The organism is Bradyrhizobium sp. 164, from assembly GCF_023073715.1.
GTDB lineage: Bacteria > Pseudomonadota > Alphaproteobacteria > Rhizobiales > Xanthobacteraceae > Bradyrhizobium.
On sequence record NZ_JADPKA010000063.1, the window covers coordinates 18,839 to 33,235 of the forward strand.

Below are 14,397 nucleotides of genomic sequence, written 5' to 3' on the forward strand. Positions count from 1 at the left end.
GGGCAAGCCTCTCAAGCGCTGGCTTCGCTACGCCGCTCCTGTGCGTAACGCACCAGCGCCGCGAAGCGATAGATGCCGTGCACGAACTTGCCATAGGGCATGGTGATGAACAGCGCGAACACCGCGCCGAGATGCAGCGCCAGCAGCGGCCCCATCGCAGAGGTCTCGCGCAGGAGCAGGAGGGCCATGCCCGTAAGACCCGTCAGGAACAGCATGGCGATGAAGCCCACGTCCATGCCGTAGCGGCTCTCGTCGAGCAACGCTGGATCGCGGCGCATCTTGGCGGCGAAGAGCCCGATCGGCCCAATGATCAGGCCGATGCCGCCGAGCGTGCCGAGCACGACAGGCAGGTCCCACCACGGATAAGGCGCCTCCCGGCCGAGCACATAATGATACAGCGTGGCGACGGACGTCGCCGCAAAGCACAGCAGGAAGCCGTAGAAGGTCAGGTGGTGATAGAGCTTGCGCCGATCGGTCGGCTTGTCGTCTTCGTTGTAGCAGCCGACGCCGCCGCCATGGAGGTAACGCAGCTCGCCGGCATCGCGGATCGCTTGAAAAATCGAACCGCCGTCGGCGCGGCCGCCAATCGGCGGACCGATGTCACGCCAGAAGGCGCGCACGCTCAATACGAGCGCGAGGATCGCATAAAGCAAGGCAGCGCTGAACAGCGCGGCCATCGCGTTATGGGGCATCAGCCTGTAGAACGCGCCGGGTCCGGTGTGCACGCCGAACAGCACGCTGCGGTCGTTCCAAATGGCGAAGCCGAGGATGAAGACGGCCATGCTGAGCGCGGCGATGATGCTGATGACCAGCCCGTTGCGGGCAAATGTGCCTGATAGCGCCTGCGGCCAGGCATAGGCTGCGTAGGACTCGGCGCGCACAATTGCCAGCGTCTTCGGAACGTTGACGTTGAATTCGTGCGGCGGCGAGAACTGGCAGTCGACATAGCAGGCGCCGCAGCCATGGCAGAGATTGGCGAGATAATTGAGATCGCCGTCGGAGAAGGCGCGGCGCATCTCCATGGCCGGAAACACCGCGCACAGACCCTCGCAATAGCGGCAGGAATTGCAGACCGTCATCAGACGGTCGGCTTCGTCCAAAATCCTAGTTGCGTGCATGCTTTGCCGCTTCCCGTCCTGCGATCCGCCCGAACACGCTGCCGATGGTCATGCCCATGCCGGCGGCATAACCCTTGCCGAGCACGTTGCCGGCCATGATCTCGCCGGCCGCGAACATGTTGGCCGACGGCCTGCCGTCAGCCATCAGCATCCGCGCCTCCTTGTTCACGCGCGTGCCGAGATAGGTGAAGGTGATGCCGGGCCGCACCGGATAGGCCAGATAAGGCGGCGTCGCGATCCGGCGCGCCCAATGGGTTTTCTGCGGCGTGATGCCTTCGGTGCGGCAGTCATCGAGGATGGTGTGATCGAAGGTGCCGGGCCGCACCGCAGCGTTGAATTCGGTGATCGTCTTCTCCAGCGCGGCCGGATCGAGATCTAACTTGGCGGCGAGCTCGGTCACCGTCTGCCCGGCGATCGGCGGAAACAGCGTGGGCATGAAGCTCGTGACCACTGTCGAGTCGAAGATGATGTAGGCGATTTGGTCGGGCTGCGCCGCGACCAGCCGGCCCCAGATCGCGTAGCGCTTCGGCCAGATGTCCTCGCCTTCATCGTAAAAGCGTTGCGCATGCTTGTTGACGACGATACCGAACACGACGGAGTCATGGCGGGTGATGATGCCGCCGTCGAATTTCGGCGCACGGGCGTCGATCGCGACCGCATGGCACTGTGTGGGATCGCCGACTTCCTGCACACCCTTATCGAGCAGCATCTTCAGGATCCAGCCGCGGTTATAGGGCGTGCCCCGGATCAGGAAATTGTCGGCGGCCTCGCCCCAATATTGCTTCAGCCATTCGATGTTGGCCTCGAACCCGCCGGCCGCCGCCACCAGCGAGGTCGCGCGGATCTCGATCTCGCCGTTGACCGGCCGCTTAAGGCGGGCGGCGAGGAACATGCCATGCTCGATAACTAGGTCGATGACTTCGGCATCGTACTCGACCTCGACGCCGAGCTGCTCGGCGGTGAGATAGAGCGCATTCAGCATCGCTCGCCCGCCGCCGAGGAAGAACGAGTTGGTGCGGCCGAGGCTCAGCGTGCCGCCGAGGGAGGGCTGCCAGCGCACGCCCTGCTCGACGATCCAGTTGAGAATGTCCTTGGACTCCCGGATCATATGACGGGCCAGCACCTCGTCGGTTTGCCCGCCGGTGACGCGCAGCAGGTCCTCCCAGAACTCCTCCTCGGTGTAGGGGCCGGTCAGGATTTCGGTCGCGGCATCATGGGCGCAGCGCATGTTGCGGGTGTGACGGGTGTTGCCGCCGCGATAGAATTTTGGCGCCCCCTCGAGCACCAGCACCGACGCCCCACCCCGGCGCGCGGCGATCGCTGCGCACAGAGCGGCATTGCCGCCGCCGATCACCAGCACATCATATTTGCTGCCCATACCGTCTGCCCGATGGCACGCCAGATTAGAGACAATTGCCGTCAGCGGCCATGTCCAAGCACGACCGCTGTTGCGTACCTTTGTATACAAAGATATACATAGGCGGCGCAAGCGGCGCGTCGTGCATGGGCAGGATGCGCATCGAGGGACAATGGCCAGACGCCCGGCAAGGACAGGCGGAACGATCGCGCGCGGCGGTGGTGTCGCGCTGGGCGAAGCGGTGTTCCGTTCGCTCTGCGAGGCGCTTCAGGCCGGCACCTACCGTGCCGGCGACCGCCTGCGCGAGGAAGAGGTCGCGCAGCGGCTGAAGGTCAGCCGCACCCCGGTTCGCGAAGCCCTGGGACGCCTCGCGGCACGCGGCTTCGTCGAGCCAGCCGGCGGCCGCGGGCTGATCGTGCGCAACCTCGACATTTCTGAGGTGCTCGAGCTCTACGCCATGCGCGAGATCATGGAAGGCGCCGCTGCGCGCCTAGCCACCGAACACGCCTCCACCACGGAGATCGACGCGCTCCGCGATATCGAGCAAGCCTTTGTCGAGACCTCCGCCAGCCACGCTGCCGAACTGGCGCGGCTCAACCGCGCCTTCCACGAGGCGATCTGCCGCGCCGCGCGCAACCGCTATCTCGACAATGCGTCGCGCGAATTGCAGGACTGGATCGCCCTGCTCGGACTGACCACCTTCACCATGACAGGCCGCCCCAAGACAAGCCACGGCGAGCACCAGGCCATCATCGGCGCTATCGCTGCCCGCGACGGCGACAAGGCCGAGCAGCTCGCGCGCGCCCATATCCGCGAGGCGCTGCGCTGCCGGCTCAAGCTGCTGCAGAAGCAATAGGCGCGAGGCGCCTCAGGCAATCACGTCCGCGACGACTGCCGTCAGAACGTCGCGCACATCAGCCGGCCTCACCCGCACCTGCAAGCCGCGCTGGCCGCCGTTGAGATAAACCTGGTCATGCGCGAGCGCGCTCCGCTCGAGCACAGTGCGCACCGCCTTCCGCTGCCCGAACGGACTGATACCACCAACCTTGAAGCCAGTCAGGCGCTCGGCCTCTGGCGGCTTCATCATCTGCGCCGACTTGCCGCCCGCAGCGATGGCGAGCTTCTTCATGGAGACTTCCTGGTTGGACGGGACGATCACGCAGACCGGCTTGCCGTCAACCACCGCCATCAGCGTCTTCAACATGCGCGCCGGGTCTTCACCGAGCGCGGAGGCGGCCTGGAGCCCGATGCTCTCGGCGTCGGGATCGTAGTCGTAAGTGTGGAGGGTGAAGGCAACTCCGGCGGATTCAAGCGCCCGCGTGGCTGGGGTGGCTTTGGACATCAGTCACATTTACCACCGTCATTGCGAGGAGCGAAGCGTTGTGGGGGAGCCGTCAGCACGCCGGCCGAGCACCACTGGGGGCCCGGCGTAGCTTCGCGGAGACGGGACCGGGTGATCCAGTACTCCGAGACGACTGTGATCAAACCGATGGGCCGCGGCGTACTGGATGCCCCGCCTTCGCGGAGCATGACACTGATTTGGGAGCAGCCCGAGCGATCGTATCGCGGCTCTCCCCTACTCCGCAGCGTCCCGCATTTCCACGCGTTCGGCCCTGGCCGCGCAGAACTTGAATTCCGGGATCTTGCCGAAGGGATCGAGCGCCGGGTTGGTCAACAGGTTCGCCGCCGCCTCTGCGTAGCAGAACGGCATGAACACCATGTTCTCCGGCACGTCGCGGTCGGAGCGCACTTTGACCTCGACGGCGCCGCGGCGGGTCTCCAGGCGAATGAAGTCGCCCGGCGCGAGCCTCTTCTTGCGCATGTCCTTCGGCGACATGAACGCGACCGCCTCGGGCTCGATCTGGTCGAGCACCTGCGCGCGGCGCGTCATCGAGCCGGTGTGCCAGTGCTCGAGCACGCGGCCCGTCGACAGCACCATCGGATATTCGGCGTCGGGCAGCTCGTCCGGCGGAATGACCTTGGCCGGCACGATCTTGCCGCGGCCGCTCGCCGTCGGGAAGCCCGTGGTGAAGATGATCTCGTTGCCGGGCTTGTCGGGAGCGTCGGCCGGATAGGTGACTGCGCCTTCGCGCACCAGCCGTTCCCAGGTGATGTTCTTCAGCGACGGCATCAACTCCGCCATTTCGGTGTAGACGTCGCCGGGGCCGGAGTAATTCCACGGCAGCCCCATGCGCTTGCCGATCTCTTGGATGATCCAGAGATCCTGCCGCGCATCGCCGGGCGGCTTGATCACCTGGCGCGCGAGCTGCACGCGGCGGTCGGTGTTGGTGAAGGAGCCGTCCTTCTCGGCGAAGGCCGAGGCCGGCAGGATCACGTCGGCGTGGAACGCGGTCTCGGTAACGAAGAGATCCTGCACCACGAGATGATCGAGCATGGCCAGCGCGTGGCGTGCGTGCTGGAGGTCGGGATCGGACATCGCGGGGTTCTCGCCCTCGATGTACATGCCCGTGATCTCGCCGGCGTGGATGGCGTTCATGATCTCGACCACGGTCAGGCCGCGGACGGGGTCGAGATCCTGTTGCCACAGCTTCTCGAAAGCGCCGCGCATGTCGTCGCGTCCGACCGGCTGGTAATCCGGCAGGAACATCGGGATCAGGCCGGCATCGGAGGCGCCCTGCACGTTGTTCTGGCCGCGCAGCGGATGCAGGCCGGTCCCGGGACGGCCGACCTGCCCGGTGATCAGCGCCAGCGCAATCAGGCAGCGCGCATTGTCGGTGCCATGGACGTGCTGGCTGATACCCATGCCCCAGAAGATGATCGACGATTTTGCGCGCGCATAGGTCCGCGCGACCTCGCGCAAGGTCTGCGCCGGGACGCCGCAGATCGGCTCCATCTTCTCCGGCGTGAACTCCTTGATCTTCTCCTTGAGCTCGTCAAAGCCTTCGGTATAGCCGGCGATGTATTGGTCGTCGGTCAAGCCTTCGGTGATGATCGTGTTGATCATCGCATTCAGCATGGCGACGTCGGAGCCCGGCTTGAACTGCAAATGCTTGGTCGCATGACGCGACAGCGACTGCCGGCGCGGATCCATCACGAACAGTTTTGCACCGTTCTGCTTGACCGCGTTCTTGATGAAGGTCGCCGCGACCGGATGGTTCACGGTGGGATTTGCGCCGATCACGACGATGACCTCGGCATCCATGGCTGCGGAGAACGGCGCCGACACCGCGCCCGAGCTCAGGCCTTCGAACAGCGCTGCCACGGACGAGGCATGACACAGACGGGTGCAGTGATCGACGTTGTTCGAACCGAAGCCGGTACGCACCAGCTTCTGGAACAGATAGGCCTCTTCGTTCGAACCCTTGGCCGAGCCGAAGCCCGCCAGCGCCTTCGCGCCCTTCTCATCGCGGATCTTGACCAGACCCTTGGCCGCGATGTCGAGCGCTTCTTGCCAGCTCGCTTCGCGGAAATGAGTGAAGGGATTGGCCGGGTCGACCTGGTCGTTGGCATCCTTCTTCGCATTCGGCAGCCGCACCAGCGGCTTGGTCAGGCGGTGCGGATGGTGGATGTAGTCGAAGCCGAAGCGGCCCTTGACGCAGAGGCGGTTGTGATTGGCGGGGCCGTCGCGGCCCTCCGCGTAGATCACCTTCTCGTCCTTGACCTCGTAGGTCACTTGGCAGCCGACGCCGCAGAACGGGCAGAGGGAATCCACCTTCCTGTCGGGATAGGTGACGCGCGTTTGCTTGTCGTCGAGCATCACGGCCGGCATCAACGCGCCGGTCGGGCAGGCCTGCACGCATTCACCGCAGGCGACGCAGGTTGATTCCCCCATGGGATCGTCGAAGTCGAACACGATCTTGGCGCCGGCATTGCGGTACGCCATGCCGATGACGTCGTTGACCTGGACCTCGCGGCAGGCACGCACGCACAGGCCGCACTGGATGCAGGCGTCGAGATTGACGCGCATCGCCGGATGGCTCGCGTCGGTCGCCCAGCGCTCGGCAGCGGGGAAGCGGCTCTCGGTGACACCCGTCGTCTCGGCCCAATGCCAGAACTTGGAATCCGGATCGTGCGAGGTCTCACGCGCCGGCTGGTCGGCGACGAGCAGCTCCATCACCATTTTTTGCGCAGCGACGGCGCGCGCGCTTTCGGTCTTCACCTTCATGCCGACCGACGGCGTGCGCTTGCAGGACGCCGCGAGCACGCGCTCGCCCTCGATCTCGACCATGCAGGCACGGCAATTGCCGTCGGGGCGATAGTCGGGAGCCGGCGAATAACAGAGGTGCGGGATCTCGCGGCCCTGGCGCTGGGCCACCTGCCAGATCGTCTCGCCGGGTTTCGCTTCGACCTGCTTGCCGTCGAGCTCGAACGTAATCTTGGTCATTCGGCCGCTTCCTTGAACTCGTCAGGGAAATATTTGATTACCGAGGACAGCGGATTCGATGCCGCCTGTCCGAGCCCGCAGATCGAGGCGTCGCGCATCGCCTGGCTCAATTCTTCCAGCAAGGCCCGGTTCCAGACCGGCTTCTGCATCAGCAGCGCGGCCTTCTGGGTTCCGACGCGGCACGGCGTGCACTGACCGCAGCTCTCGTCCTCGAAGAACTTCATCAGGTTTAGTGCCGCTGCGCGCACGCTGTCCTTGTGCGACAGGATCACGATCGCGGCGGAGCCGATGAAGCAGCCGTATTTCTCCAGCGTGCCGAAATCGAGCGGGATGTCGTCCATCGACGCCGGCAGGATGCCGCCCGACGCGCCGCCCGGGAGGTACGCGTAGAATTGATGGCCGTCGGCCATGCCGCCGCAATATTCATCGATCAGCTCGCGCACGGTGATGCCCGCAGGCGCGAGCTTCATGCCGGGATTCTTGACGCGGCCCGAGACCGAGAAGCTGCGCAGGCCATGCCGCTCATGGCGGCCATTGCCCTTCCACCAGTCGGCTCCCTTCTCGACGATGTCGCGCACCCACCACAACGTCTCGATGTTGTTGATCAGCGTCGGCAGGCCGAACAGGCCGACTTGGAAGGGATAAGGCGGCTTGTGCCTGGGCAGGCCGCGCTTGCCTTCGATGCTCTCCAGCAGTGAGGATTCCTCGCCGCAGATATAGGCACCGGCGCCGCGGCGCATATGCAGCGTCGGACCGCCCGGCGGGAGCTTGGCGATCTCGCGCTCAAGGATCTCGCGTGAGGCCGGATATTCGTCGCGCAGATAGATGTAGACGTCGGAGGCTTGCACCACATGCGCGCCGATCAGCATGCCCTCGATGAAGCGATGCGGATCGGTTTCGAGATAATAGCGGTCCTTGAACGTGCCGGGCTCGCCTTCGTCGCCGTTGATCGCCATCAAGCGCGGGCCGGGTTCGCCCAGCACCGCACGCCATTTGCGCCCCGTCGGGAAGCCGGCGCCACCGAGACCGCGGAGCGAAGCGTCATCGAGCGCCTTCAGCAGGTCGTCCTTCGGTAATTCGCCGGAGCGGAGGCGATTGAGCAGCTTGTAGCCGCCGCCGGCAACATAGGCGTCGTAATCGACATATTTCGGCAGATGCGCGTGAGTGTCGCCGGCCTTCGCGGCCGCCATGACATTGGCGACGGTCGCGTGGTCGACGAAGTTGTGGCCGACCTCAGCGGCAGGCGCCGTATCGCAACGGCCGACGCAGGGCGCGCGTACCACGCGAATGCCGGGACCCGATGCGCTCTGCAAATCTTGCAGCAGCTTCTCGCCGCCGAGCATCGCGCAGGTCAGCGAATCGCAGACGCGGATCGTCAGCGGGGCGATGTCAGGCTCACCTTCTTTCACCACGTCGAAATGCGCGTAAAAGGTCGCGGTCTCGAACACCTCGGCAAAGGCGAGCTTCATCTCGTCGGCGAGCGCGGCGAGATGCGCGGCCGAAATCTGGTGGTACTTGTCCTGGATCAGGTGCAGATGTTCGATCAGCAGGTCGCGCCGCCGCGGCCTGTCGCCGAGCAGCTGCTCGATTTCGTGCGCGGCCGTGGGGTCGACCTGTCGTCCCTTGGAGGTCGCCTTGGCTCGCTTCCGGCCACCGCCGGGATGTTCGAACGAGCGGACCTGTTGCACGTCGTGGCTCATCGCTGCGTCTCGTAGCCCTTCTTGGAACATATCTAATCCTAGGCCCTGGCATACCAGATGCCAAGAGAATTCTCGCGCTCAAATAGGCATTTAAGGGCATGCGGCCAATAAGGCCGCATGCCCTGTACGCCACGAAGAGGTTTGCGCGATCAGAGGATCTTAACCGCGCTCTCGAGCGTCTTGTAGACACCCCACGCCAGCGGAACGCAGACGAAGAGCCAGAACAGTGCTGCCTTGACATCGAGGCCGCCGGTGCCGATTCCGAACGAGCCGGTCTGCACGGTGGCGGCGCCCGCATTCGCCGCCTGCAACTTGGCGACGTCGGCCTCGCTCATGTACCATTTCGGATCGACCGGCTTGACCAGGTAGTTGCAGATGATGCCAGCGATCAGCATCGCACAAAGAATGTACATCGTGGTGTTGTAGAGCTGGTCGCGCGGAACGCCCGCCGCGAGTTGGAACTCGCGAATGTAGTTCACCACGACCGGGCCGATGATGCCTGCGGTGGACCACGCCGTCAGGAGCCGGCCGTGAATGGCGCCGACGAACTGGGTGCCGAACATGTCGGCGAGATAGGCCGGCACGGTCGCGAATCCACCGCCATACATCGACAGGATGATGCCGAAGCCGAGCACGAAGAGCAGCTTCGAGCCCATGGCCGCAAAGGTCGGCGCCAGCGCGTAGAGAACGATGCCGAGAATAAAGAACGTGTAGTAGGTGTTCTTGCGGCCGATCGTGTCCGACAGCGTTGCCCAGAAGAAGCGGCCGCCGATGTTGAACAGCGATAGCAGGCCGGCGAAGCCCGCCGCAATTCCAGCGATGACCGTCTTCTGCTCGACCGAGAGCTGACCAAAGGTAAGCTCCGGATGTCCGATCAGCTTGCCAGCAAAGATTTCCTGGAGCATCGGAGAAGCCATTCCGATCACGCCGATGCCCGCCGACACGTTCAGACACAGCACCCACCAGATCAGCCAGAACTGCGGCGTCTTGTGCGCGTTGTTGAGATGGACGTGATGCTCGGAGATCATCGTCTTCTTCTCGCTCGGCGGCGTCCACCCCTCAGGCTTCCAGCCAGCCGGCGTCACGCGATAAGCGAAAGCGCCAATGGTCATGAAGACGAAATAGACGACGGCCATGACGACGAAGGCCTGCCATACACCGACATCGGTCGAGGTCTTGAAGTAGTTGATCAGGAGGTTGGCAAATGGCGCGCCGATCATCGCGCCGCCACCGAAACCCATGATTGCCATGCCGGTCGCCATGCCGCGGCGGTCGGGAAACCATTTGATTAGCGTCGACACTGGCGAGATGTAACCGAGACCAAGACCTATGCCGCCGATCACGCCGGAGCCCAGCCACATGATCCAGAGCTGATGGGTATAGATGCCGATCGCGCCAAGCAGCAGGCCACCGCACCAGCATAGCGCAGCAACGAAGCCTGCTTTGCGCGGACCGACCCGCTCGAGCCAGCCGCCCCAAACAGCGGCGGCAACGCCGAGCACGACGAAGAACAGGGTGAACATCCATCCCAGACTCGCAACCTTCCAGTCGCAGGTGGTGGTGAAGAGCTCTTGCCACAGCGACATATCCGGACAGGCTTTCGGCGCCGTGATGCCGATGGCTCGGGAAAGCGGCAGCCAGAACACTGAGAAGCCATAGGCCATGCCGATGCAGAGATGAATGCACAGCGCCGCCGGCGGCACCAGCCAGCGGTTGAATCCGGCGGTCGCGATGGTCCGCTCGCGATCAAGAACCCCCGCGCCACGGCCCGAAATGGTCCCGGCGCTCTCAACACTAGCCATGCATTCCTCCCCTGAGGCCGCCCTTCTGAGCAGCCTGCCCTAAGATCCTGATCTCCAGTCCAGCGACGCAGCCAAATGTCCCTGCTGCTCCGCTCAATGATTCGACGCGCGTCAGGATCGTCACGCGCATCCGAAATGCTAACCCCTCGGGCGGGATGCTATGCCCTATACGACATACAGGCATTGTGAGCGCGGCCCGTCGATCAGCGTGTCGCAGACAAGACTCAACCTCCGCGCCTGAACGGAGAAAGCCAATTTGCAGAAGCCATGAACGATGTCGATAGACAAATGGTCGGTATCAGCGCGGTAACGTTCTCAAGAACGCGACGCACCATTAGCGCTCTCTATCGAACGATTTGATTTTTCTATCAAGAACACGATACGCGCGTCGTTGCGCTCTGTGATCTCCACCGTGTCGCCGGTCTCGCGGATCAGGTTCGGAATGTCAATCACCGACAAGGGATCGGTGCAGTGAACCTCGAGCTGATCGCCGGGCTGCAACGGCTTCAGTGCTTTTCGGGTCTTCAGGGCGGGCAACGGACATTTTAACCCGGTGAGGTCGAGCGTCGTTCTGGTCATGGGCGCACCATGGCGGGGCCGATCGATGGCGTCAACGCAAGGACCGCTAGAGCAGATCGGCATAGAACAAGAAGCCTACGTCCTGTCCAGGTTCGACCTGCGTGATGTCTTCGCCAAGCTCAACGAGGCCACTGGTCTCCACCAGTGAGGACAATAGCCCGGCTCCCTCGCGCGGGAACTTGATGACCTCCAGCGTGCCATCCTTTCCGCGCCGCAAGGAGGCGCGAACATATTCGCGCCTGCCTTCCTTCTTCCTGTAGGTGAACGCAGCACGCACAGGGATCGGCAAGTGCGGCTCCGGCAGAGAACCGGCCAGCGCCAGCACCGTCGGCCGCACCACATGCACGAAGGTGACAAAGCTCGCAACGGGATTGCCGGGCAATCCGATCAGCGGCGTGCCGTCGATGACGCCCATCGCCACCGGTCGGCCGGGTTTGATCGCCATCCGCCACAGCACCAGCGAGCCGACGCTCTCAACCGCCGCCTTGACGTGATCCTCCTCGCCGGTCGAGACGCCGCCAGTGGTGAGGATCAGGTCGTGATCGCCTGCAACCTGCTTCAGGCCATGTGCAAGCGAGGTACGCTCGTCCCGCAAGATGCCGAGATCGCTGACCTCGCAGCCGAGCCGGCGCAGCATCGCCATCAGCATGAAGCGGTTGGAATCGAACAGTTGCGAGGCCGCGCGCGGCTCGCCGGGCGAGGCCAGCTCGTCACCGGTCGAGAAAACTGCGACGCGGATGCGCCTGACGACGTCGAGGCTGGTCAGGCCGAATGCTGCCGCAAGAGCGACATGCTGCGGCCGCAAGCGCTGCCCGGCGCGCAGCGCGACGTACCCTTCGGGAATGTCTTCGCCCGCAGGGCGGACATTGGCACCCGGCTTCAATCCCGGCGGCAGCACCACCTTGCCGGACTTATCGACGCGGACATCTTCCTGCATGAAGACGGTTTCGGCGCCCAGTGGCATCGGCGCGCCCGTGAAGATGCGCGCGGTGTGGCCGGGCTTGATCGGTGCCTGTGCAAGGCCGCCGGCCTGGATACGGCCGTCGAGCGGCAACGCTTGCTCGGTGCTTTGCGGAAGATCCGCGTTGCGCACGGCGTAACCATCGACGGCGGAGTTGGTGAAGGGCGGCAGCGGCAAATGCGCTGCGATGTCGTGCGCCAGTACGCGTCCGTCCGCGTCGACGAGCGCAACCGTTTCGAGATCGGCGATCGCATTGACGCGCGTGGTGATCAGGCCAACGGCCTCATCCACCGACATCATCGGGCCGCCGAAGGCAAAGCAATCGTCCGATAGTTGCGCCATGGTGCCTCGTCAGCGCATCGCGGCGCTTTTTGCCACCGCTTCGTCGACCGGCATCGCTGCGCGCAGCAACAAAGCCGCGGCGGCCGGAATATCGTCGAGATGGACAGTCGGCAGGCGGGTGTCAACCGCGACGTCGGCGACAATCCCGGCAATGCCGGGATCGTCTGGAAACAGCAGTGGCTTGCCATTGGCGCCGCGATGCACCTCGATCTTGCGATGTGGCTCGCGCTTAAAACCTTCGACCACGACCAGATCGACCGCGGATAGCTTGCTCAACAGTTCCGGCAGCCGCGGCTCCTTGGCGCCGCGCAGCTCGTGCATCAGGGCCCAACGGTTCGCCGAAGCAACCAGCACCTCGGCCGCGCCGGCCTCGCGATGGCGCCAGGAATCCTTGCCGGGCACGTCGACGTCGAACTGGTGATGCGCATGCTTGATCACGGAAACACGCAGGCCCTGCGCGTTGAAATGCGGGATCAGCCGCGTCAACAGCGTGGTCTTGCCCGCCCCACTCCAGCCTGCAAGCCCGATGACTTTCATAACCGCCCGATCTCCGCCAACGGCTCACGAGCCGATGGAACCTCCGGCCTTTCCCCGCCATGCTTATATCGGCTTGATCCGAATGTCATGCTAACCTCGCAACCATGATGAAGATCGACAAGACCCCGGTGCCCCTGATCGTCCCTGACACGGACGACCCGCGCCTGACCCAGAGCGTGACCGGGACTGACCAGACTGGCGCCAGGGTCGAGATCAAGGTGCCGATGGAGCGGCCACTGACGCTCTACCTGAATTCGCAGGAGATCGTCACCATGATGACGATCGGCGACTATCCGGAATATCTGGCGCTCGGCTACCTGCTGAACCAGAACATGCTGAAATACAATGACGAGGTCACTGAGGTCGAATACGACGACGACCTGCAGGTAGTCGTGGTGCGCACCTCACATCACACCAATTTCGAGGCCAAGCTGAAGAAGCGCACGCAGACCTCGGGCTGCGCGCAGGGCACAGCTTTCGGCGACCTGCTGGAAGCGGTCGAGAGCGTCGCACTGCCGAAGGCAGAGCTGCGCACCTCGTGGCTGTACCAGATGACCCAGACCATCAACACCATGCCCTCGCTCTATCTGGAGGCCGGCGCAATCCATGGCTGCGTGCTGTGCAAGGAGGGCACCCCGCTCTGCTACACCGAGGACGTCGGCCGCCACAATGCGGTCGACAAGATCGCGGGCTGGATGTACCGCCACGGCGTCGATGCCTCCGACAAGATCCTCTACACCACGGGACGCCTCACCTCGGAGATGGTGATCAAGACCGTGCGGATGGGGATTCCGATCCTGGTGTCGCGCTCCGGCTTCACCGCCTGGGGCGTCGATCTCGCAAGACAGGTCGGGCTGACGCTGGTCGGGCGCACGCGCGGAAAACGCTTTATCGCACTCGCGGGCGAGGACCGCATCGTCTACGACCAGAATCTCGCTTACGTCGAGGAGGAATCGGCCAAGCACAAGCGCAAGGGTGAAGGTGGTGACGACTAGGATTCCGGCGACGAGTGTTCCGCCGACTGTTGGCGTGCTGCTCGCCGGCGGTCTCGCCCGGCGCATGGGCGGGGGTGACAAGCCAATGCGCAGCATCGGCGGCTGCACCATCCTGGAGCGTGTGATCGCGCGCCTTGCACCCCAATGCAACGGGATGATCCTCAATGCCAACGGCGATCCCGCGCGCTTCGCCGCGTTCGGCTTGCAGGTGGTCGCCGACGACGTGCCCGGCTTTCCCGGCCCGCTGGCCGGCATCCTCGCGGCGCTCGACTGGACCGCGGCGAACCGGCCGAACATCGAGTGGGTGCTCAGCGCCGCGGGCGACTGCCCGTTCCTGCCGCGCGATCTGGTCACCCGCCTGCATGAGGCGCGCGCGCGCGAGCACGCGCAGCTCGCGGTCGCGGCATCAGGCGATCAGTCGCATCCGGTGATCGGTCTGTGGCGCGTGGACATGCGTGAGGAGCTACGCCACGCGCTCGTGGTCGAGGACCTCCGCAAGATCGACCGCTGGACCGCGCGCTATCCGCTGGCGACGGTGAGATGGCCGACCGAGCCGCTCGACCCGTTCTTCAATGCCAATACTGTCGAGGACATCGCCGAGGCCGAGCGGCTGGCGGCGCTGGATGAGGCGTCCTAGCGCGCTTACGACGTGGCCGCATGC

The 14,397-nt window shown here is 64.4% G+C and carries 12 protein-coding genes; 3 read left to right on the forward strand and 9 right to left on the reverse strand.

Annotated elements, in window-relative coordinates:
• Window positions 1-11: 11 nt before the first annotated feature.
• Window positions 12-1,118 (reverse strand): tricarballylate utilization 4Fe-4S protein TcuB, encoded by a 1,107-nt coding sequence (gene tcuB, locus IVB01_RS19595; protein WP_247280779.1) that lies wholly within the window; start codon window positions 1,116-1,118, stop codon window positions 12-14.
• Window positions 1,105-2,496, reverse strand: a complete 1,392-nt coding sequence (gene tcuA, locus IVB01_RS19600) for an FAD-dependent tricarballylate dehydrogenase TcuA (RefSeq protein WP_247494764.1) — start codon at window positions 2,494-2,496, stop codon at window positions 1,105-1,107. The genes tcuB and tcuA overlap by 14 nt, the downstream gene beginning before the upstream one ends.
• 151 nt (window positions 2,497-2,647) lie before the next feature.
• Here tcuA and IVB01_RS19605 point away from each other — a divergent pair, with 151 nt between their 5' ends.
• On the forward strand, window positions 2,648-3,331 hold the full coding sequence (locus tag IVB01_RS19605) for a GntR family transcriptional regulator (RefSeq protein WP_247280781.1): 684 nt from the start codon (window positions 2,648-2,650) through the stop codon (window positions 3,329-3,331).
• Window positions 3,332-3,343: 12 nt separating this feature from the next.
• Here IVB01_RS19605 and ybaK read toward each other — a convergent pair whose 3' ends face one another.
• From ybaK to mobB, 7 genes are all read right to left on the reverse strand, one after another.
• Complete coding sequence (ybaK, locus tag IVB01_RS19610; RefSeq protein ID WP_247280782.1) at window positions 3,344-3,817, reverse strand: Cys-tRNA(Pro) deacylase; 474 nt, start codon at window positions 3,815-3,817, stop codon at window positions 3,344-3,346.
• Between the two features lie 234 nt (window positions 3,818-4,051).
• Window positions 4,052-6,820 carry a formate dehydrogenase subunit alpha gene (gene fdhF, locus IVB01_RS19615; protein ID WP_247494765.1) on the reverse strand — a complete coding sequence of 923 codons (2,769 nt, stop codon included), beginning with the start codon at window positions 6,818-6,820 and terminating at the stop codon, window positions 4,052-4,054.
• Window positions 6,817-8,520 (reverse strand): NADH-ubiquinone oxidoreductase-F iron-sulfur binding region domain-containing protein, encoded by a 1,704-nt coding sequence (locus tag IVB01_RS19620; protein ID WP_247280784.1) that lies wholly within the window; start codon window positions 8,518-8,520, stop codon window positions 6,817-6,819. The genes fdhF and IVB01_RS19620 overlap by 4 nt, the downstream gene beginning before the upstream one ends.
• A 149-nt stretch (window positions 8,521-8,669) precedes the next feature.
• The gene (locus IVB01_RS19625; protein ID WP_247280785.1) at window positions 8,670-10,322 is read right to left on the reverse strand and encodes an OFA family MFS transporter; all 1,653 of its coding nucleotides are present in this window, start codon (window positions 10,320-10,322) and stop codon (window positions 8,670-8,672) included.
• 315 nt (window positions 10,323-10,637) lie between these two features.
• Window positions 10,638-10,901, reverse strand: coding sequence for a sulfurtransferase TusA family protein (locus tag IVB01_RS19630; protein WP_247280786.1), 264 nt, complete (start codon window positions 10,899-10,901; stop codon window positions 10,638-10,640).
• A 46-nt stretch (window positions 10,902-10,947) separates the two neighbouring features.
• Window positions 10,948-12,204 carry a gephyrin-like molybdotransferase Glp gene (gene glp, locus IVB01_RS19635; RefSeq protein WP_247494766.1) on the reverse strand — a complete coding sequence of 419 codons (1,257 nt, stop codon included), beginning with the start codon at window positions 12,202-12,204 and terminating at the stop codon, window positions 10,948-10,950.
• A 9-nt stretch (window positions 12,205-12,213) separates the two neighbouring features.
• On the reverse strand, window positions 12,214-12,741 hold the full coding sequence (mobB, locus tag IVB01_RS19640) for a molybdopterin-guanine dinucleotide biosynthesis protein B (protein ID WP_247280788.1): 528 nt from the start codon (window positions 12,739-12,741) through the stop codon (window positions 12,214-12,216).
• 104 nt (window positions 12,742-12,845) lie between these two features.
• Between mobB and fdhD the strand changes: the two genes are divergently transcribed.
• Both fdhD and mobA read left to right on the forward strand, forming a co-directional pair.
• Window positions 12,846-13,736 carry a formate dehydrogenase accessory sulfurtransferase FdhD gene (gene fdhD, locus IVB01_RS19645; RefSeq protein WP_247280789.1) on the forward strand — a complete coding sequence of 297 codons (891 nt, stop codon included), beginning with the start codon at window positions 12,846-12,848 and terminating at the stop codon, window positions 13,734-13,736.
• A gap of 1 nt (window position 13,737) precedes the next feature.
• Complete coding sequence (mobA, locus tag IVB01_RS19650) at window positions 13,738-14,373, forward strand: molybdenum cofactor guanylyltransferase MobA (protein ID WP_346015461.1); 636 nt, start codon at window positions 13,738-13,740, stop codon at window positions 14,371-14,373.
• Window positions 14,374-14,397 lie beyond the last annotated feature (24 nt).